This is a genomic window from Novosphingobium sp. 32-60-15, assembly GCF_002280675.1.
In the GTDB taxonomy this organism is placed as follows: Bacteria; Pseudomonadota; Alphaproteobacteria; order Sphingomonadales; family Sphingomonadaceae; genus Novosphingobium.
In genome coordinates this window covers 1-19,712 of sequence record NZ_NCEN01000033.1, presented here as the reverse complement: position 1 = coordinate 19,712, position 19,712 = coordinate 1, and the positions used below count along the sequence as shown (strand labels likewise).

General features: G+C 59.3%; 17 protein-coding genes, 1 tRNA gene and 1 other RNA gene. 10 read left to right on the top strand and 9 right to left on the bottom strand.

Annotation, left to right across the window (positions count from 1 at the left end; all coding sequences use genetic code 11):
• The 4 genes from B7Y89_RS16715 to B7Y89_RS16700 all read right to left on the bottom strand — a co-directional run.
• Positions 1 to 409 (bottom strand): hypothetical protein (locus B7Y89_RS16715; protein ID WP_292940213.1); only part of this gene is annotated, 409 nt, incomplete at its 3' end.
• A 92-nt stretch (positions 410 to 501) separates the two neighbouring features.
• Positions 502 to 2,244 carry a ShlB/FhaC/HecB family hemolysin secretion/activation protein gene (locus tag B7Y89_RS16710; protein WP_292940210.1) on the bottom strand — a complete coding sequence of 581 codons (1,743 nt, stop codon included), beginning with the start codon at positions 2,242 to 2,244 and terminating at the stop codon, positions 502 to 504.
• Positions 2,245 to 2,623: 379 nt separating this feature from the next.
• Positions 2,624 to 3,523 carry an RNA polymerase sigma factor RpoH gene (gene rpoH / locus B7Y89_RS16705; RefSeq protein WP_292940207.1) on the bottom strand — a complete coding sequence of 300 codons (900 nt, stop codon included), beginning with the start codon at positions 3,521 to 3,523 and terminating at the stop codon, positions 2,624 to 2,626.
• A gap of 126 nt (positions 3,524 to 3,649) precedes the next feature.
• The gene (locus B7Y89_RS16700) at positions 3,650 to 4,627 is read right to left on the bottom strand and encodes an RluA family pseudouridine synthase (protein WP_292940204.1); all 978 of its coding nucleotides are present in this window, start codon (positions 4,625 to 4,627) and stop codon (positions 3,650 to 3,652) included.
• Positions 4,628 to 4,958: 331 nt separating this feature from the next.
• Here B7Y89_RS16700 and B7Y89_RS16695 point away from each other — a divergent pair, with 331 nt between their 5' ends.
• The 7 genes from B7Y89_RS16695 (at position 4,959) to B7Y89_RS16665 (ending at position 11,844) form a co-directional block, all read left to right on the top strand.
• Complete coding sequence (locus B7Y89_RS16695; protein ID WP_292940202.1) at positions 4,959 to 7,451, top strand: TonB-dependent receptor; 2,493 nt, start codon at positions 4,959 to 4,961, stop codon at positions 7,449 to 7,451.
• Positions 7,452 to 7,569: 118 nt separating this feature from the next.
• Positions 7,570 to 7,968, top strand: coding sequence for a M67 family metallopeptidase (locus B7Y89_RS16690; protein ID WP_292940199.1), 399 nt, complete (start codon positions 7,570 to 7,572; stop codon positions 7,966 to 7,968).
• Between the two features lie 156 nt (positions 7,969 to 8,124).
• On the top strand, positions 8,125 to 8,766 hold the full coding sequence (locus B7Y89_RS16685; protein ID WP_292940196.1) for a histidine phosphotransferase family protein: 642 nt from the start codon (positions 8,125 to 8,127) through the stop codon (positions 8,764 to 8,766).
• 18 nt (positions 8,767 to 8,784) lie between these two features.
• Positions 8,785 to 9,489, top strand: a complete 705-nt coding sequence (locus tag B7Y89_RS16680) for an N-acetylmuramoyl-L-alanine amidase (protein WP_292940193.1) — start codon at positions 8,785 to 8,787, stop codon at positions 9,487 to 9,489.
• A gap of 9 nt (positions 9,490 to 9,498) precedes the next feature.
• Positions 9,499 to 9,930, top strand: an RNA gene (gene rnpB, locus B7Y89_RS16675) — RNase P RNA component class A.
• A gap of 45 nt (positions 9,931 to 9,975) precedes the next feature.
• Positions 9,976 to 10,920 carry a cation diffusion facilitator family transporter gene (locus tag B7Y89_RS16670; RefSeq protein WP_292940190.1) on the top strand — a complete coding sequence of 315 codons (945 nt, stop codon included), beginning with the start codon at positions 9,976 to 9,978 and terminating at the stop codon, positions 10,918 to 10,920.
• Between the two features lie 423 nt (positions 10,921 to 11,343).
• On the top strand, positions 11,344 to 11,844 hold the full coding sequence (locus B7Y89_RS16665; RefSeq protein ID WP_292940219.1) for a fasciclin domain-containing protein: 501 nt from the start codon (positions 11,344 to 11,346) through the stop codon (positions 11,842 to 11,844).
• A gap of 102 nt (positions 11,845 to 11,946) precedes the next feature.
• Here the strand turns inward: B7Y89_RS16665 and clpX are convergent, their stop codons facing one another.
• Both clpX and clpP read right to left on the bottom strand, forming a co-directional pair.
• On the bottom strand, positions 11,947 to 13,206 hold the full coding sequence (clpX, locus tag B7Y89_RS16660) for an ATP-dependent Clp protease ATP-binding subunit ClpX (protein WP_054108917.1): 1,260 nt from the start codon (positions 13,204 to 13,206) through the stop codon (positions 11,947 to 11,949).
• Positions 13,207 to 13,358: 152 nt separating this feature from the next.
• The gene (gene clpP / locus B7Y89_RS16655) at positions 13,359 to 14,066 is read right to left on the bottom strand and encodes an ATP-dependent Clp endopeptidase proteolytic subunit ClpP (RefSeq protein WP_292940216.1); all 708 of its coding nucleotides are present in this window, start codon (positions 14,064 to 14,066) and stop codon (positions 13,359 to 13,361) included.
• 196 nt (positions 14,067 to 14,262) lie between these two features.
• On the opposite strand from clpP, the gene B7Y89_RS16650 reads away from it, so the two are divergent.
• A complete protein-coding gene (locus B7Y89_RS16650) occupies positions 14,263 to 15,738 on the top strand; it encodes an amidase (protein ID WP_292940186.1) in 1,476 nt (491 codons plus the stop codon).
• A 28-nt stretch (positions 15,739 to 15,766) separates the two neighbouring features.
• On the opposite strand, the gene B7Y89_RS16645 is transcribed toward B7Y89_RS16650, so the two are convergent.
• The 3 genes from B7Y89_RS16645 to B7Y89_RS16635 form a co-directional block, all read right to left on the bottom strand.
• Positions 15,767 to 16,345, bottom strand: coding sequence for a hypothetical protein (locus B7Y89_RS16645; RefSeq protein WP_292940183.1), 579 nt, complete (start codon positions 16,343 to 16,345; stop codon positions 15,767 to 15,769).
• A 366-nt stretch (positions 16,346 to 16,711) separates the two neighbouring features.
• Positions 16,712 to 18,286 carry a trigger factor gene (gene tig, locus B7Y89_RS16640; protein ID WP_292940180.1) on the bottom strand — a complete coding sequence of 525 codons (1,575 nt, stop codon included), beginning with the start codon at positions 18,284 to 18,286 and terminating at the stop codon, positions 16,712 to 16,714.
• A 75-nt stretch (positions 18,287 to 18,361) separates the two neighbouring features.
• A tRNA-Leu gene (locus B7Y89_RS16635) sits at positions 18,362 to 18,446 on the bottom strand.
• A 132-nt stretch (positions 18,447 to 18,578) separates the two neighbouring features.
• On the opposite strand from B7Y89_RS16635, the gene B7Y89_RS16630 reads away from it, so the two are divergent.
• A complete protein-coding gene (locus B7Y89_RS16630; RefSeq protein ID WP_292940177.1) occupies positions 18,579 to 18,764 on the top strand; it encodes a hypothetical protein in 186 nt (61 codons plus the stop codon).
• A gap of 175 nt (positions 18,765 to 18,939) precedes the next feature.
• Positions 18,940 to 19,530 (top strand): twin-arginine translocation pathway signal protein, encoded by a 591-nt coding sequence (locus B7Y89_RS16625; protein WP_292940174.1) that lies wholly within the window; start codon positions 18,940 to 18,942, stop codon positions 19,528 to 19,530.
• The last annotated feature ends 182 nt before the right edge of the window (positions 19,531 to 19,712 follow it).

The window sequence follows — 19,712 nt, the reverse complement described above, 5'->3', positions numbered from 1 at the left end:
AAGCGCGAAATCCGCGCCCGCCATCAACCCAGCGCCACGCCGCCAGGTGGTTCCCTTTTGCACGCCGATAGTGGGTCCCGTTTGGACGCCGATTGACAATCTTGCCGTTAATCAGCGAAGGGGTGAACGTGCGCGGTGCACCGAGCCCATTCGATGTTCCGATCACCCGATTGACAACGGTCAACGGGGTGGTCGTGTCCGTCACATTCGTCATTGTGTTGCGCGAAACGAAGTCGACTACGCCTGTCGCACCGATAGAAAAGGTATTCCAGTCAATAACCCGGTTCGCACCGTCTGCGTTGACTGTCATGGTTGGTGACGTGAGGCTGGTGCCGATCATGGCACCGTTGGCATTGGCGACATTGGGCAGTTCAACCGCCTGGCCAAAAGCGGTTTGCGCAAAGACCATGCAGGAAACGCATGTCGCAAGGCCGGTGCCAAGGCGAAGAGCGCGACGCGTGCCGTTTAGAGCTGCATTCATCGGAGTGTCTCCCGCTAAAATCAAAGGCCGAACGGCACAAACTGGATGGTCATCGAGGCAAGCACACGGTCTTTTGGCCGGCGTGAAAGCGCGCCTGTGAGCAGCGGGCGGTCGAGCGCGTGGGTATATGTCAGATCAAGCCGCACGGCCTGCGACAGGGTAAAGCGCGTGCCACCGCCCAATGAGGCGATGTAACGGTTCCGTTCGGTCGCATTGGGGCCGATGTTCCAGAGCTTTACGCCTTCGTAGAAAGCAAAAAGCTGTCCGTTGAGCTTCTGGTCGATCTTGAAGTTGGCGCGCGGCTCAAGCACGAAGCCGATGGCGCGGTCACCGGTATTGGCGCCCGGATCATAGCCGCGGCCAATCGTGAAGTTGCCAATCGCAAAAGTATCATAGTTGAGCAGGGCAGTATTGGCCCATTGCCCGTTCAGTTTGCCCGACATTTCAAATACGGGGCCAATTTTGTAAAAGCCTTCAAGGCTGCCACGCACGACCGTTGCCAGCGACGTGCCGTCCGAACGCGACGTGCCAAACGTGCCCAGTTGCGGCGAGCCTGCACGGAGCGGAATATTGTCGTTCGCCTCCGACGCCTTGAAGACATCAAGACCGCGCCGCATTTCAAACGAGCCGGACAGGCCGGCCACCTGCAAGCCCGTAACATCCAACGCCGCAGTCGAACCGTCGACCCGCAAGTACAATGTCGATATGCGGTCACGCGAAAGCGGGCTTGAAGCACCCGATGCCTGGAAGAATTTTGCCGTCTGCTGCGAATATTCAAATCCGCCGCTGATCTTCAAGCGATCCGTGACAGTGCGCACCAACGGATGCGACAGGCCAATTCCGGCCACGATGGACACTGTGCGCTGGTCCAGCCGCGGAATATCCGGACGCGCCTCGGCCCAAGTTGCGCGCAAATCCAACGCCGTGCCGCTGCTATCCAGTGTCATCGCGTGGCGCAGCGATGCGATGCGCTGTTCCTTGAAGTCGAACGTGCTTTGGCCGGTGATGCTGGTGACATCACCCTGCCCTGTCAGACCGTAAAACTCTGCGTGAAGCAGGCCGGTTTCACGACCAAGAAATGTCGCGTTGTAATTTTGCAGGTTCGCCAAAAGCGAGAATGAGCGATAGGAAACCGCAAGTTCGCCGATCAAATCACCGGGACGGCCGCTGGCCGGGCTCAACGCCAGCTCAATCGTCAGACCGGGAATGTCGTTTGCAAGGAGCAAGATGCGCTCGGCCTCAGCCTCGTTCAACGGGTCAAGCGCCTGGAGTTGTTCAATCCGCCGTTGCAGCAGCGATTCGTACGGGCCGACATCGCCGCGAACGCGCATTTCCACGATGCGCCCGGACACCACTTCAAGCTTCAGGACGCCCGAATCGATTCGTTGCTGGGGCACCTGAACGCTGGCGACATAGCGCGATGTCCGCAAACGGGACTGCACTTCGTCGCGGATATCGCAAACTTGGCGAATCGGCTGGCTGCCAGCTGCCGGGGTTATGCCGCCCAGCAATTGCAAAATTTCGCCCGGCAGAGCGCCGCCGCCTGGTGCCGTAATCTCAACCGATGTAATAGCGACGCTAATGTCGCTCGAGGCCAAAGGGCAAGGGCCCGCGTCAACACCGCTGGAGCTTACGCGCGCGGTGGCATCGCCGGTTTGGGGGCTGGCGACGGGCAGATCAAGCTGCCCCCTTGTCTGCACCGATGATGGATCAATAGCCGTACCTGCCTGCTGGGCTTGTGCTGACGCTGCCGAGACACCCATTGCGGCGACGCCGGCAAGAGTCGCAAAAAATGGCTTTTTCAATTCCGTGCCCCCTGGAAAGCATGCTCAGGAAGGCAGACAAACGCCCTCCCTTTGAACCCCGCTGACGAAACGGCATTCAAATCTCACTTCTGCTCAAAAACCTGACTTACATCCGAAACGGAGTCAACCAGCGTTAACCCTTTCGGCCAAGGCAGCAAGAGCATGGCCAAGCCGCTGCTCTCTGGGGCAACCCCTAACACCAGCATTTGTTGAAGAATGTGACGCAAAGCACCAAGCCGCGACCGTCGTCAGTCTGCGGCGAATGGTTAACGCAAAACGGCCCAGCTTTCGCCGGGCCGTTTATCTTATTCCAATTCGGATATTTGTGCGTTGGCGGTTATGCCGGGATCAGATGCTTTTCCGTCGCAATCCGCTGGATGGCTTTTTGCAGTTTTTCGAACGCGCGCACTTCGATCTGGCGTACCCGTTCGCGGCTGACGTTGTAGACCTGGCTCAACTCTTCCAGCGTCTTGGGTTCGTCCACCAACCGGCGATCCGTCAGAATGTGCCGCTCACGCTCGTTCAGGCTGTCCATCGCCTCAACCAGCATTTCGTGGCGGTAATGCGCTTCTTCGGCATCGGCCACCGTCTCATCCTGCAAGGGCCGGTCATCGGTCAGCCAGTCCTGCCAGCTGCCTTCGCCGTCTTCACGCATGGAGACGTTGAGCGAGGCATCGCCACCCATCATCATGCGGCGGTTCATGTTGATCACTTCCTGCTCGGGCACGCCCAAGTCGGTTGCGATCTTGCGAACATCGTCGGGATGAAGATCGGTGTCTTCAAACGCCTCAAGGTTCTTTTTCATGCGGCGCAAGTTGAAGAACAGCTTCTTTTGCGCGGCGGTCGTGCCCATTTTGACAAGGCTCCAGCTGCGCAGAATGAATTCCTGCATCGAAGCCTTGATCCACCACATCGCATAAGTCGCCAAGCGGAACCCGCGATCGGGCTCAAACTTCTTGACGCCTTGCATCAGGCCGATGTTGCCTTCGGAAATCAGCTCGCTGACGGGCAGGCCATAGCCGCGATAGCCCATGGCGATTTTCGCCACGAGCCGCAGATGGCTTGTCACCAATTGGGCAGCAGCTTCGGAATCACCATGTTCCTGAAAGCGCTTGGCGAGCATGTATTCCTGCTCGGGCTTTAGTACCGGAAACTTGCGGATTTCCGAAAGATAGCGGTTAAGGCTGGCTTCGCCGCCCAATGAAGGGACGGTCAGCGCGTTTCGTTCCTTGCTCACGTGATCGTTTCCTTTCCTCGCGTCAGTTCCCAAAAGCTGGCCCCCTGATGGGCGACCGGCGGCGGGACCACGCATTGCGGAGAGTTCTTGCGAACGACTCCAAAACACCTGTTCACTCTATGGCACTTACACCATCGCCAGTACTCTTGTATCCTGCCCTTCAGCGCAGAGTTCGACGATAAGTTCCCGTATATCGACGGGCGTCGGGCTGGTGAAGTGCAAGTTTGCGCCGCTGACAGGGTGCACGAAGCCCAGTTCCGCGGCGTGAAGCGCCTGGCGGTGAAAATTGAGCCTCGAAAGTAGCGGCCTGAGCCGTGGTGGTGCGCGCCCATAGACAGGATCACCCAATAAGGAATGACCTATTGACGCAAGGTGAACGCGGACCTGATGAGTCCTACCGGTTTCAAGGCGGCATTCGACCAGCGCAGCATGATCCAATACAGCCAGTGTTTTGTAATGGGTGACGGCGTGTTTTCCGCGGCCCTCTTCGACCAGCGCCATCTTTTTGCGATCATGGCTGGATCGCGCAATCGCGCCGCGCACCGTGCCAGCAGGCGGCATGGGCGCACCAGCGGTGAGGCATTTATAAGCGCGGACGATGGAATGATCGGCGAATTGCCTGGCCAGCCCTTCATGCGCCACATCGGTTTTGGCAACGACCAGCAAGCCCGAGGTGTCCTTGTCGATCCGGTGGACGATGCCCGGACGGGCGACCCCGCCAATGCCGGAAAGCTGGCCCCGGCAATGGTGCAACAGCGCATTGACGAGCGTGCCGTCCAGATTGCCCGCCGCCGGATGCACCACCAGCCCGGCAGGCTTATCGATCACGATCAGCGCATCGTCTTCGTAAATCACCGACAGCGGAATATCCTGCGCCACGGCGTGGGCAGGCGTCGCTTCGGGAACTGTGATCGTGAAGGGCACACCTTCGGGTGGCTTGGCCGAGGCATTGGCTGCGCGCACTCCGCCGATGGCCACGCGCCCCTCACCCAGCAGGGCCTTGACCCGCTCACGCGAAAGGCCACTCGCCTCGGCCAAGGCCTTGTCGAGCCGCAAGCCGCCGGGTGGGATCGTACCCGAAATGATGCTGTCAGATGCCCCCATCGGTGAGGATATGGGGTCCGATCACGCAAGCCGCAAGGCTGGTGAATGCCCGCACTCAGGCGAAAGCAAGAATGGTTGGACTGCCCGCAAGCAAACCGCCCAATTGCGGATAGAGCAAGGTGGCCTACAGGCGCGGCGGGTACGTAAACAGGTTTGCGGACTCGCAAATGCAAATGACCATGCATCTGCAAAGTCACATGGGCGCAAAACTCTTAGTGCTTACCCCTAGCCACGCCTTTCTGAAAAATAATCCATACAATATAATTATTTATGTCTGAGCATTGGCAACACCATTCGCAACATATGCCACAAGACATAGAAAGATTTCATAATGGGAAAAGCTGCACTCCTGCTGTTTACCGCACAATTAGCACTTTCTGGTTCGGCTTTTGCGCATAGCGTCCCTGCTCCAGATGCGGCTGCTCGCGTACCAGAAGCAGACCCTGAAGAAAAACAACAGCCGCCCAAAGAAGTATTTTCAACAGGTGTCGCCAAAGGCCGTGACCGGTTGGATAGCGCGACGTCCACCAGCGCGCTGCGTGGCGATGAAATACAGAAGTTCGGCAGCCGGTCATTGGGCGATGTGCTGCGTACGATGGCAGGTTTGCGGGTTGAATCCGGCATTGGTGAAGGCAATAACAATTACACCGTTCGCGGGCTGCCGCTGGCCGCTGGTGGATCAAAGTACATGCAATTCCAGGAAGATGGCTTGCCGCTTCTGGAATTTGGCGACCTTTTCAATGTCGGCACGGACGTTTACGTCCGGAACGATTTCAACATCGCCCAGATCGAAACGATCCGTGGCGGTTCTGCATCGACATTTGCGTCAAATTCTCCGGGCGGCCTGATCAACTTTATCTCGCGCACCGGTGATACCGAAGGCGGATCAGTCCAGCTTTCAACGGGCATCAATTACGACGAAAAGCGCGTCGATTTTGATTACGGCGCAAAGCTGGGCGAAAACACCCGCTTCCACATCGGCGGATTTTACCGGTCAGGTGAAGGCCCGCGCCGCATCGGCTTTGACGGCTGGCGCGGCGGCCAGGTAAAATTCAACATCACGCGTGAATTTTCAGGCGGTTATGTCCGGCTCTATCTCAAATATCTTGACGACCGCTCTCCCACGTTTGCGCCGTATTTCGTGAACATTACCGGCACCAACGCCGATCCTGAATACCGCAACTTTCCCGGGTTTGATTTGCGCCGGGATTCCGTGCTGTCACCGTTCCTCGGACCGGTCGTGACGCTGGATCAGAATAACCAGTTGGCCGCCCTGCCAATCGATACGGGCCAGCACGCGGTGTCGAAATCAATCGGTGTTGAAGCGCAGTTCGACGTGGCCGGTTGGACGGTGACAGAACGCATGCGCTATGCCGCCAATGGCGGCGATTTCAGCCGCGCCTTCCCCAATTCGGCCAATACTGTCTCGGCCTTTGCCGCAGGTCAGGGCGGAGCAGGTTCAACCGCCAGCTATGCGAGCGGCCCCCTGGCAGGCCAGTCAATATCGCCAACCGGTCTGATTAATGGCAATGGCCTGTTGTCCTTGTATTTCGTGTCTTATGTGCGGGCACGTTCACTGGACAACTTCACCAACGATCTGCGCGCATCGCGCGTGTGGGAATTGCCCGGCGGCAAACTAACGACAACGCTGGGCACTTATCTTGCCACGCAACAGTTGCAGACGACGTGGCTGCACACCGCCATGGATATCGATGTGAACGGCAGCGCCGGAACAGCCATGGTTGACATAACCAGCGCGGCAGGCGTTCCGCAGACGCTTGACGGATATTTCGCTTTCGGGCGCAGCAGCAGCCTTTTCCGCCGCGCATTCAATGTCGCATACAAGGTGTTCGCGCCTTACGGTTCGATCAATTACCACTTCGGCAAAATCGCAATCGGCGGAAGTCTGCGCTATGATGTTGGCCGGGTGCGCGGCTCGTTAATCGGCGCCGATCTGAACAACGGCAGCAACGGCCTGATCTCGCAGGACATCAATGGCGATGGCGTTATTTCGCGCGCGGAAACCCGCGTGGCGTTCCTCCCGCTCACCCAGCCTGCACCAGTCAATTACAACTACGGTTACCTAAGCTTTTCGGGCGGCATCAATTACCGTGTCGCCGAACCGTTCTCGGTCTTTGCACGCTATAGCCAGGGCGCGCGGGCCAATGCGGACAAGATCTTGTTCACACCGGTGGTGAACAACGCCGATGGCAGTGTAACCAGCAGCAGGGACAAAGCCGATACCGTACGCCAACTGGAAGGCGGGCTTAAATTCCGCAGCGATGGCATCACCGTCAACGCCACCGCATTCCGCGTGACCGCTGCCGATCACAATGTCCTGAACGGTTCGGCAAACCGCACTGATCGTACTTATCGTGCAACCGGGGTCGAACTCGAAGGCGGGGTGATGCGCGGGCCGTTCAGCCTCACGCTGGGCGCGACTTACACCAAAGCGAAGATCACCGCCGACTTGCTCGATCCCACCCTGACCGGGAAGGAGCCACGTCACCAGCCTGACTGGACCTTTACCGCAACGCCGCAAGTTGATCTGGGCATGGCCGTACTCGGTGCCAGCGTCGTCAGCATTACCAAGAGCTATGCGCAAGACTCCAACTTGCTGGTCATGCCGGGCTTCACCACGGTCGACGCATTCCTGCAATTGCGCCCCATCAAGGGCGTAAGGATGACGCTGAATGCCAACAACCTGTTCAACACGATTGGCATCTTTGAAGTCAATCAGGGCGCAGTCCCGGCCAACGGCATCGGCTTTGCCCGATCCATCAACGGCCGCACCATAGCCGGATCACTACGCTTCGACTTCTGACGTAACACAAGGGGGCGGCGCAAACACCGCTCCCCGCCTGCGCGCCAAGAGTTCTGGCGTGTTAAGGGGATGGGGGAACGGTCTTGCCAGCCGTGATTCAACCCGCCACATCGGGGACGTGGCTTTACAGATCAGCCAGAGTGCCCTTGCGGCAATGATTGCGGCGGCGCAGGCAGCGGCTCCGTGTGAGGCTTGCGGGCTGTTGCTCGGCACGGGATTGCGTATCGAGCGCGCTTTGCCCACCGCCAATGTTGCGGGCGATCCTGCAACGCATTTCGAGATTGATCCCGCCGCGCTGATTGCCGCGCATCGCGCCGCGCGTGATGGCACGGGGCCAGAGGTCGTGGGCTATTTCCATTCACATCCCAATGGCCTTGCCCGGCCCTCTGCCACTGATCGGCAAAGCGCCGCACGCGACGGGCGGGTGTGGGCAATTGTCGCAAATGGGGCAATTACGTGTTGGTCCGATGGGCCTGACGGCTTCGAACCGCTTTCCTACGCGGTCACACAAGGCTAAGGCTGGTCTTCGAACGATGCGACAGACACCTTTCCTCTCCATTGTAATGTGCGCTGCTTTTGGCAATGGCATTGTTGGTGGGGAAGGCCGGATGGCGTTTCCCACTACACTGTAACCCGTGTAAATTTATTCAGGCAAAGGGATAGATTCCTGAACATGACCGTTTCCCCCATCGATCTTGCCAGCCTGCTGTGTTCACGCTTGTGCCACGATCTGCTCAGCCCCGTGGGCGCTTTGTCCAACGGGCTTGAACTGCTTGCCGACGAAAAAGACCCGGAAATGCGCAAGCGCTGCTTCGAATTGCTCGAACAAAGCGCCAAAGCATCTGCCGACAAACTCAAATTCTTCCGCCTTGCCTTTGGTGCGGCAGGCGGGTTTGGGGATCAGGTTTCGGTCAACGAAGCACGCGCGCTGGTTGATGCTTTGGTCGGCGCGAATGCCCGCGTTTCGGTCAACTGGATGTTCGGCGTTGATTCGCTGGCCAAGCCTGCTGTCAAAACGATGCTCAACCTTGCGCTGATCGGCCTTGATGCGCTGGTACGCGGCGGCACGCTGGATATTGGCGCCGAGGTCCGTGACGGCAACACCGAAATCGTCGTGCGCGCTGCCGGGCAACGCATCGCCTTTGATGCGACCATCGGCCAGGCTTTGGAAGGCACTCTACCAGCCCATGAACTCGCCAGCCGCACCGCACCTGCAGCCATGATCCAGCAGTTGGCGGCGTCCATCGGCGGGAGCATCCAGGTCCATGTCACGGCGGAAAGTCTGGTCATGGGCGCGGTTCTCCCCTCGGCCTGAGCGGGCAAGCCCCGCCCCATGCGCCGCTGGCTCGTCCACCGCGAAGTGCCCTCGCCCAACTGGAACGAGCGCAAGCTTCCGGTGACGATGGTGGTGCTGCATTACACGGGTATGGAAAGCGCGCAGGCCGCGCTGCAGCGGCTGTGCGATCCTGTCGCAGAAGTGTCGGCGCATTACATGATCGACGAGGACGGGACGGTCACCGGCCTGGTCGATGAGAGCAAGCGGGCGTGGCATGCGGGGCGCGGGTCGTGGCGCGGGATTACCGACGTCAACTCTGCCTCGATCGGCATCGAACTGGTCAATCCGGGGCACGAGTTTGGCTATCGCCCGTTCACTGACGAACAGATCGAGGCGCTGCTGCCGTTGCTGGCAGACATCGTAAAACGCCACAATATCCCGCGCGCCAATGTGGTTGGCCATTCGGACATTGCACCTGCCCGCAAGGAAGATCCCGGCGAATTGTTTCCGTGGGAAACGCTTGCCCGCCATCGCCTCTGCCTGCCGACGCCCAAGCTCAAAATCCGTCTTGTGTTCGATAACGAGGGTGCCTTTTTCCTCGCGCTGGACCGCTTCGGCTATGACATTACCGACCAGAAGGCCGCCGTGCGCGCATTCCAGCGGCGCTGGCGGCCACACCGGATCGATGGTGAAGTGGACGGACAGATCGGGGCATTGCTCTTCGAACTGCTGTTGGAACGTGATCTCGGCCATGCTAGGTGACCGCCGGTGTCAGGGGGCCGGGCAGCCGCGTCCTTCGTCAAGCTCAGGATGAGCGGGGGGAAGGCCGAGGAAAGTCCGGGCTCCACGAAACAAGGGTGGCGGGTAACGCCCGCCGGGCTTGGGATTAACGTCCCCGGTCAAGGGAAAGTGCCACAGAGAGCAGACCGCCACGGATTTATCCGGGGTAAGGGTGAAAGGGTGCGGTAAGAGCGCACCGCGCGACCGGCAACGGAAGCGGCAAGGCAAACCCCACCCGGAGCAAGATCGAATAGGGACTGCGCGTTCTGCAAAGAACAGGCTTGTTTCGGGCCAGCAGTCCGGGTTGATTGCTTGAGCGTTCCGGCAACGGTCCGCCTAGAGGAATGGCTGCCAGTGCCGATACGGTCCACTTGTGGGATACCGTCGGCGCTACAGAACCCGGCTTATAGGCCCCCTGACACTTCAAAGGCGTTTCAACCTTGCCCGCAAAGCGTTAGGGGTTGGTCCATGTCCGCAGGCCACCATCACCACGACCATTCACATGACCACGGCCATGGCCACGGCCATTCCCACGCGCCGGCCAGCTTCGGACGCGCATTTGCGGTCGGCATCACGCTCAACCTTGCCTTCGTGATTGTCGAGGCGGTTTATGGCGTGATTTCAGGCTCGATGGCGCTGGTGGCCGATGCCGGGCACAATCTGTCGGACGTGCTGGGGCTTGTCATTGCATGGGTCGCCAGCGTGCTTGCAGCGCGCCCACCGTCGGCGCGCTATACGTATGGCTACAAGTCCAGTTCGATCCTTGCCGCGCTGGGCAATGCGGCATTCCTGTTGATGGCGCTGGGCGCGATCCTGGTTGAAACCATCCGCCGCTTGATCGATCCTGCGCCCGTAGCGGGCGGCCCGGTGATGATTGTCGCCGCCGTCGGCATTGTGATCAACACCGTGACCGCCTTGATGTTCATGCGCGGCCGCCATCACGACATCAACATTCGCGGCGCATATCTGCACATGGTTGCAGATGCCGCCGTTTCCGCAGGCGTCGTTATTGCAGGCCTGCTCATCACGCTCACCGGCGCGCAGTGGATTGATCCGCTCACCAGCCTGATCATCGTCGGGATTATCGCGGTGGGCACCTGGGGCTTGCTTAAAGATTCGCTGAAGATGAGCCTTCATGCCGTGCCTTCGCGGATTGACGAGCAAAAGGTCCGCCATTTCCTCACCACCCTGAGCGGCGTCGAAGCGGTCCACGATCTCCACATCTGGCCCATCAGCACCACCGAAACCGCACTCACCGCCCACCTTGTCATGCCCGGTGGCCATCCCGGCGATGACTTCCTGCACCATCTCGCCCACGAATTGGAACACGACTTCGGCATCGGCCACGCCACCGTGCAGGTTGAAACACTGGTCGGCCACGATTGTGCCCTGCTCAGCGATGCCACCGTTTGATCTGACCTGACCTTGCGGGCATTGGCCCAAAGGACATGCTGCGACATGCGTCGTGACGGTCCATCTATCGCTGCGAGGAAAGATTACCGGGAGGATTTACCCCATCGGCCCGGCTCCTCCACATGACCGTATGGCTAATTCGTTCCCTTCGGCCGCGGTCACTCTATTCGGCGCGCTGCCCCATGCAGCGCGCCGTCTTTTTGAATTTTCCATTTTTGATCAACACCCTGACCTAACGGTCATGTCGTATCTGCCGATGCAAACACCACCTAGCAATTCGGACGGGGCAGTCCGGCAGCCCCCGTTGTGAACCGCCGGACCAAACAATCTTCGACCGAGGAGTTCTTCATGACCCGCAAGTTCCTGATCGCCGCCCTGATTGCTACCACCGCCACCGCGTTGCCGGTTTTGACCACGTCGGCAATGGCAAACCACCACAACGAAAAGGTCATGGTTGGCGGCGCTGAAATGCTGCCAAGCCGCACCATCGTTGAAAACGCGGTGAACTCAGCCGATCACACCACGCTTGTTGCTGCCGTCAAGGCCGCAGGCCTGGTCGATACGCTCAACAGCGCCGGTCCATTCACCGTGTTCGCGCCAACCAACGCCGCCTTTGCCAAGCTTCCCGCTGGCACCGTCGACACGTTGTTGAAGCCGGAAAACAAAGCAACGCTTGCCAAAGTCCTGACGTATCATGTGGTTGCAGGCAAAGTGTTGGCCGCCGACGTGCTGGGACTCATCAAAGCCGGTAATGGTTCTGCCAAGATCACGACCGTCGCTGGCGGCACGCTGACCGCATCGTTGATGGGCGACAAAGTTATGCTGACCGACGAAAAGGGCGGCATGGCCCATGTGACCCAGGCTGATGTCATGCAAAAGAACGGCGTTATCCACGTGACCGACGCAGTATCGCTGCCGAACTGAGGCTAACGGCGCTTCGGGTCGCACCGTAGGCGCAAAGCAAAAGGGCGGGTGCATCGCTGCACCCGCCCTTTTTGTATGCGGTGTGGGAAGGAGCAGCCAGACTTAGGCTGCTTCTTCCTCTTTGCCCTTCAGCACGCGGATCGGGTCCTTGCGGCCTTCGACGACATCCTTGTCGACAACGATCTCGGCAATGTCGGTTTCGGTCGGCACGTCGAACATCGTGTCGAGCAGCAAGCCTTCGACGATGGAACGAAGCCCGCGTGCGCCGGTCTTGCGCGCAATGGCCTTCTTGGCGATGGCTTCAAGCGCATCGTCAGTGAAGGTGAGCGCCACATCTTCGAGTTCGAACAGCTTGGCGTATTGTTTGATCAGCGCGTTCTTGGGTTCACGCAAGATCTTGACCAGAGCCTCAATGTCGAGGTCTTCCAGCGTTGCGATAACCGGCAGACGGCCCACAAATTCAGGGATCAGACCGAACTTGAGCAGATCTTCAGGTTCAGCCTTTTGCAGCAATTCGCCAATCTTGCGCTTTTCAGGATCAGCAACATGCGCGCCAAACCCGATGGACCGCTTTTGCAGGCGGTCCGAGATGATCTTGTCGAGACCTGCAAACGCGCCGCCACAAATGAACAGGATGTTCGTCGTGTCGACTTGCAGGAACTCCTGCTGCGGATGCTTGCGGCCACCCTGCGGCGGAACCGAGGCGGTGGTGCCTTCCATCAGCTTGAGCAGGGCCTGCTGCACGCCTTCGCCCGATACGTCGCGGGTGATCGAAGGGTTTTCGGCCTTGCGGCTGATCTTGTCGATTTCGTCGATATAGACGATCCCGGCCTGTGCCTTTTCGACGTTGTAATCCGATGCCTGAAGCAGCTTCAAGATGATGTTTTCAACGTCTTCACCCACGTAACCGGCTTCGGTCAGCGTGGTGGCATCAGCCATGGTGAAGGGAACATCGAAGGTTTTGGCAAGCGTTTGCGCCAGCAGGGTCTTGCCCGAACCGGTTGGGCCGACCAGCAGGATGTTCGACTTCGACAGTTCGACCTCGCCACCCTTGCCGCTGTGCTTCAACCGCTTGTAATGGTTGTGCACGGCGACCGAGAGCACACGCTTGGCGCGATCCTGACCGATCACATAATCGTTCAGAGTCTCGAAGATGTCGCGCGGCGTTGGTACGCCACCATCTTTCTTGCCCGCAATGCCGGCTTTGGTCTCTTCGCGGATGATGTCGTTGCACAGTTCAACGCATTCATCACAGATGAACACAGTTGGCCCGGCAATGAGCTTGCGCACCTCATGCTGCGACTTCCCGCAGAAGCTGCAGTAAAGGGTGCTCTTGGTATCCGATCCAGAAAGCTTGGTCATTCGTCCATCCCAGACGCCTCTCCACGAGAGGCGGGTCCGGTTATCCTACTACCACAGGGGCATTAATCAACCGGACTCAAAAACAAGTGAAAGCTCTTACCCCGCCATGCCTTTCGCTATGCTTAAGGCACGGTGGGGAAAGAACAGATAATTCACGCAGGCGCGCCGCCCGAACCTTCAACTTCGCCCGCTGCATCCGTTGCCGGGCGGGTTTCAAAAACCTTGTCGACGATGCCGAACTTCAACGCTTCTTCGGCTTCGAGGAACGTATCACGATCCATTGCCTTCTCGATTTCGTCAAGGCTACGGCCGGTGAACTTAACGTAAAGATCATTCATCCTGGCGCGAATGCGCAAGATCTCACGCGCCTGGATTTCGATATCCGAAGCCATGCCGCGTGCGCCGCCCGAAGGCTGGTGGACCATGATGCGGGCGTTGGGAAGGGCGATCCGCATGCCGGGTTCACCAGCCGCCAACAGGAACGAGCCCATTGATGCGGCCTGACCGATACACACCGTTGAGACGCGCGGACGGATGTATTGCATCGTATCATAGATCGCGAGGCCCGCCGTGACGACGCCACCCGGCGAATTGATGTACATCGAAATGTCCTTCGACGGATTTTCCGATTCGAGGAACAGAAGCTGCGCGATGATCACCGAGGCCATGTGGTCCTCGACTTCGCCGGTGACAAAGATGATCCGTTCACGCAGCAGGCGCGAGTAGATATCGAAGCTGCGTTCGCCACGGCTCGATTGTTCGACCACGACAGGAATCAGGGCGCCTGTGACGGGATCTTGGGTGAACTTGCCCTGGCCGCCGTAAACACTGGCGCTCGAAGCGCCGAACAAGTCGAGCATGGGAATCCTCATTTGGTTAGAACTGCTATGTCGCGTGCCACGGCGCGATGTTCAAGTGCGTTAACTGCAAATCCGCGCAAACCCGTGGATGGATGAAATTTGTTCCTGCACAAAGGTGTTGTCGCAGGCCCCCTCGGCTTGCACTCCACACCACAGCAGCGCACCATTGCACGGTTCGGCACCAAGGGGGTGGGATATGAAGATTTCTGCATCAGTTCTGAAGGTTACTGCTGGCTTGGCCGCGATGTTGACGGCTTTCCCCGCAAAAAGCCAGACGGTTTCTGACTATCTGGCGCGCATTGCAGCAGTTGATGATTCAGGGCCGATGCTCAACGCGGTCCTGGCAATTAATCCTGATGCGGCAAAAGATGAAGCCGCCGCGCGCAAGATTTCTGGCCCCTTGGCGGGCAAACCGGTGCTGATCAAAGACAACATCGAAATGGCAGGGCCGCTTCCCACCACTGCCGGAAGCCTTGCGCTGAAGGACAACGTAACCGGCCGCGATGCACCGCTGGTAGCGCGGTTGCGCAAGGCAGGCGTTGTCATTCTGGGCAAGACCAACTTGTCCGAATGGGCAAACATCCGCTCATCTGCATCCTCCAGCGGATGGAGCGCGGTTGGCGGGCAGACCAAAAACGCCCACGCGATTGACCGCACACCGTGTGGATCATCATCGGGCAGCGGTTCTGCCATAGCCGCCGGACTGGCGTGGGCTGCTATCGGCACGGAAACCGACGGTTCCATCACTTGTCCCGCATCGGTCAACGGCATCGTCGGCTTCAAACCGACCGTGGGCATGGTCAGCCGCACTCACGTTGTGCCGATCAGCCACAGCCAGGACACCGCAGGCCCGATGACGCGCAGCGTCGCCGATGCCGCGTTGCTGATGAACGCACTGGCTGGGAGCGACCCTGCTGATCCGGCGACAACCGAGGCTGACAAGTACAAGACTGATTTCACTGCCGGATTGGCCACAGCAAGCCTCAAAGGCGTCCGCCTTGGCGTGATGCGCAAGGCGGCAGGTTCACACCCCGGATTGCTTGCGCTGTTTGATAAAGCGCTGGTGGATTTGCGGGCGGCGGGCGCCGATCTGGTCGAGATCGATTTCTCCGCCCCGCCCGAGATGGGCCGCGATGAATTCACTGTCCTGCTTTATGAACTGCGCGTGGACATGGGTGCCTATTTGCGGTCACTTCCGGGGCCGGGCCTGCCCAAGTCGCTGGGTGATCTGATTGCATTCAACAAGGCAACGCCTGCGGAATTGCGGTGGTTCGGGCAGGACATTTTTGAACAGGCTGAGACGGCGACGGACCGCGCCGCTTATGAAAAGGCGCGCGCCAATTCGCTGCGCTTGGCAGGGCCAGAGGGCATTGACCGGCTGCTGCAGGAAAATCGCGTCGCTTTCCTTATCGCGCCGACCGAAGGCCCGGCATGGCCGATCGATCTGGTGCTGGGCGATCACTTTGTTGGGGTGGGCGCAGGAAACCTTGCCGCAATCGCCGGTTACCCGCACCTTACCGTGCCGATGGGCGCGGTCGAAGGCTTGCCGATCGGGCTTTCATTCATGGGGGCCAAGTGGAACGATGCAGCCGTTCTGGCCGCAGGCGCCGCTTATGAACGGGTGCGGACGACGGCGATCCCCGCAGCGGGCCTGAAACGCTGGGGCGAATAGGCGACTCTCGTACTAATCGGCCCCTGTACTAATCAGCCTTTGCCACTTCGCGCAGGGCTTCCAGCGCGTCGAACTGGGATTGCAGCGCATGTTGGCGCGCTTTTGCACGGGCGGCTTGCGTGCGATCTTCTGCCTTGCGTCTGCTCTTGGTCAAGCGGTCCAGCCAGCTTGCGGCATCACGCAGCCAATAGCCGATGATGTCGAACAGGCCGTGCCCGCGGGTGGTGGCCAGCGCTTGCGAACGCGGGATAGGGCTGGTTGCCTCAGCGGACGTGCTGCCATGCGGCGGGCTGGCAGGGACTCGCGGAACGGCCATGTCGGCAGGCTGTGGGCGCATGGCAAGCGCACGGTCGAGCAAGTCTTCGGTCATCATCGGGGCGGGTGCATCCTGTGTGAGAACTTGCGCGGCAATAGCCGGTGCTTTGGGGGATCGTGATTTGGGCGAGACGCGCGGCTTGCGCGGCGCAGCAGTCTTGGGCGCTACCGGCTTTGCGGTGGCGGCTTTGCGGCGGACCACCGGCTTGGCCGTCTTGCGCGGCTTGGGTGCAGCCACTTCAGGCCAGGGCACTGCGGTAATCATCGCACCGCGCGGGGGCGGGATGATCAATCCTGTCGGAAATGCCGGCGGGTTGCCTGCGTTCAACATGAACGCCGGCGCTTGTTTTTTGCGAGGGCCGCGCGCTGGCGTTTTGCTCTTTGTGCGCGGTTTGGAAGCAACGCGATTGCGGACCGTGGGCATGGCAATTCCCTGTAAAGAGGGGCTCTTGCCGTTGGATTCTCTCACAAGGTCGACCTTGCGCGAATCAGCAACCTGTTCGGGTTTGGACGAAGCGATGAATTGTCCAACAAGTTACGGATTCATACGGCGCATGTTTGCGTAGTTTTGACACCAAAACGGCAACGGCCCGGTATGCCGAAGCACACCGGGCCGTCCGATATCCCGCCCCGTCAGGCAGGATCAATCCGAAATGGATCAGCCTTCAGCCTTCTTTTTAGGCGCGGCCTTCTTCTTTGGAGCAGGCGCTTCTTCAGCGGCTTCTTCAGCTACAGGCGCGTCTTCTGCTGCGGCCTTTTTCTTGGGAGCGGCCTTCTTGGGCTTTTCCTCGGCTACAGCTTCGGCTTCAGCGGCAGGAGCGTCTTCAGCAGGTGCCTCTTCCTTGGCGGCCTTCTTCTCGCGAGCGGCCTTCTTGGCTGGCTTGGCAGCAGCAGGCGCTGCGCCGTCTTCCGCTTCAATGGCGGCCTGAAGCTCTTCCTTGGTCACTTCGCGTTCCGTGACTTCAGCCTTGTCGAACAGGAAGTCGACGACCTTATCTTCGTACAGCGGCGCGCGCAGCTGGGCGGCTACCAATGGTTCCGAACGCACATATTCGGCAAAGCGCTGGCGATCTTCTTCGCGGTACTGCTGCTGCGCCTGACGGATCAGCATTTCCATTTCCTGCGCCGAAACCTGCACGCCATTAGCCTGGCCGATTTCCGACAGGAGCAGGCCCAGACGCACGCGGCGTTCGGCGATCTTGCGGTAATCGTCCTTCTCGGCTTCGATTTCCTTCAGCGCGTCTTCAGGGTTTTCTTCGCCCTGTGCTTCCTGCTGGAGCTGCTGCCAGATCTGTTCGAATTCAGCCTCGACCATCGAAGGTGGCACGGCGAAATCGTGACCTGCGGCAAGCTGGTCAAGCAAAGCGCGCTTCATCTGGGTGCGGGTAAGGCCAGCGGTTTCCTGCTCAAGCTGGCCGCGCAGCAGGCCGCGCAACTGTTCGATGCTTTCAAGGCCGAGCATCTTGGCGAATTCATCATTCGCTTCAAACACGCCTGCAACCTTCACCGCTTTCACGGTGATGTCGAAAGTGGCTTCCTTGCCCTTGAGGTTTTCAGCCGGATATTCTTCAGGGAAGGTTACGGTGATGGTCTTTTCATCGCCAACCTTTACGCCCACGAGCTGTTCTTCAAAGCCGGGGATGAAGCGGCCAGCGCCCAATTCCAGCGGGGTATCTTCAGCAGCGCCGCCTTCAAAGGCCACGCCATCAACCTTGCCGAGGAAATCGATGATGATCTGGTCACCATCCTTGGCCACAGCGCCTTCTTCAGCGTCGGTGAACGACTTCTGGCCCTGCGCGATGCGGCCGATTGCTTCGTCAACCTGTTCGTCGGTTACCGGAACGGTCAGCTTTTCCAGCTTCAGGCCATCAAGCGAAGGCGTTTCAACCACGGGCAGAACTTCAAGTTCCACCGTCAGTTCGGCGTCCTTGCCCACGTCATAGCCTTCGGCCAGTGCAACAGCAGGCTGCATCGCAGGGCGCAGCTTGTGATCGGCTACCAGCTTGTCCATCGCATCGCGAATGGAGGTCTGCAGCGCTTCTGAATGAAGCTGCGCGCCGTGCATCTTGCGCACGAGGTTTGCTGGAACCTTGCCGGGGCGGAAGCCGGGCATCTTGATCTGAGGCGCGATCTTCTTGACCTCACCTTCAACCCGCGCGGCGATATCGCCCGCAGGGATGGTGACGGTGTAGGCGCGCTTCAGGCCTTCGTTGGTTGTTTCGACGATCTGCATCCTGATCCAACTTTCATCAATATCACGCGCGCCCCAAGGCGCAGCAAATTCCGTTTCAGACTCTGGCGCGCGGTCTGGTGCGGGCGAAGGGACTCGAACCCCCACATCTTGCGATGGCAGGACCTAAACCTGCTGCGTCTACCAATTCCGCCACGCCCGCATCCGGCAAATAGAGAGCGGAGCCCCTATCCTAGCCTTTCACAAAGGGCAAGCGCCTTGGATTTTCCTTGTGGAACCGCGTGCTCTATGCAGGCGTTTAGACAGGAATACACCCGATTTGAGGATCCACGACATGGCCACGAACCCCGAAATCCCCCAGCCAGACCGAATCGATCCGCAATCGCCGCCAGAATCGCCGCCGGTTATCCAGCCCGATGAAGTGCCCCCGATGATCCAGCCGGACGAGACACCTGCGATTGAGCCGGATTGGGTTGAGCCGGGAAGCCCGCCAGAGATCGTGCCGACAGCGCCCGATTGATTCGGGCATGACGTTCACCAGCCCCTGACAAGATCGTCACCCCGGTTCCAGACCGGGGCGACGGTTGACGTGAGGCGGCGTTCGGAGTGTGAGCGCTTTATGCAACCTACCTGCATCAAAGGTTTTGGCGCGCGCTGAATTGGCCGGTATGCTCCCTTGGAAGGAGCAAAATGTCATGCGTTTGAGGAGCATCGCTGCAAGTCTGGCCATCGCTTTGCTAGTGAGCAGCCCGGCATTTGCAGATGGAGTCGCCCCCACCACCGTCGCACCAAAATTGCCCTGGATCGCCGCCGATTTCCAGGTGCCAGTGCTGGTAAAGACACCCGGCTTCAAGGTCGTCCCCCTCGGCCCCGCATTGGTGAAGGTGGATTTTGATGCTTACATGTCGTCCATCGAACACCTGCAAAAGACGTTCACGCGCAGCACCGATTGGCCACATGCAGGCATCACTGATGCTGATGCCATGCGCGATATGGAAACCGAACAGGCCCGCTTCAACAAACGCGAATCCTTTGCTTATGCGGTCCTTACGCCCGATGGCAGCCGTGAACTCGGCTGCATTTACGTCTATCCCAGCCCCGTCAAAGGCTACGACGCCATGGTCCGCATCTGGGTGACCAAGGCCGAACATGACGCAGGCTTTGACGCGGAACTCGCCGCATGGGCCACCAACTGGCTCAAAACAGACTGGCCGTTTGCAAAAGTGGCCTATCCCGGACGCGCGATTGCGTGGGCTGAATGGGACGGGTTGGTTGCGGCGAAGTAATGCTAATAAGCAGGCCGCAATTGTTAGTGGATATGGACGGTTGACGGCTTTTGGCGGGTTCGCGCTACCATATCTATGACTGGAAGTGGGTGGAAAGTGGACATTGCGCTCAAGCCTCCGACATGAAAGAAAGTGGCGTGGCCTACTATATACGCGCCCTACCGATCCTGCTTATGCTCGCG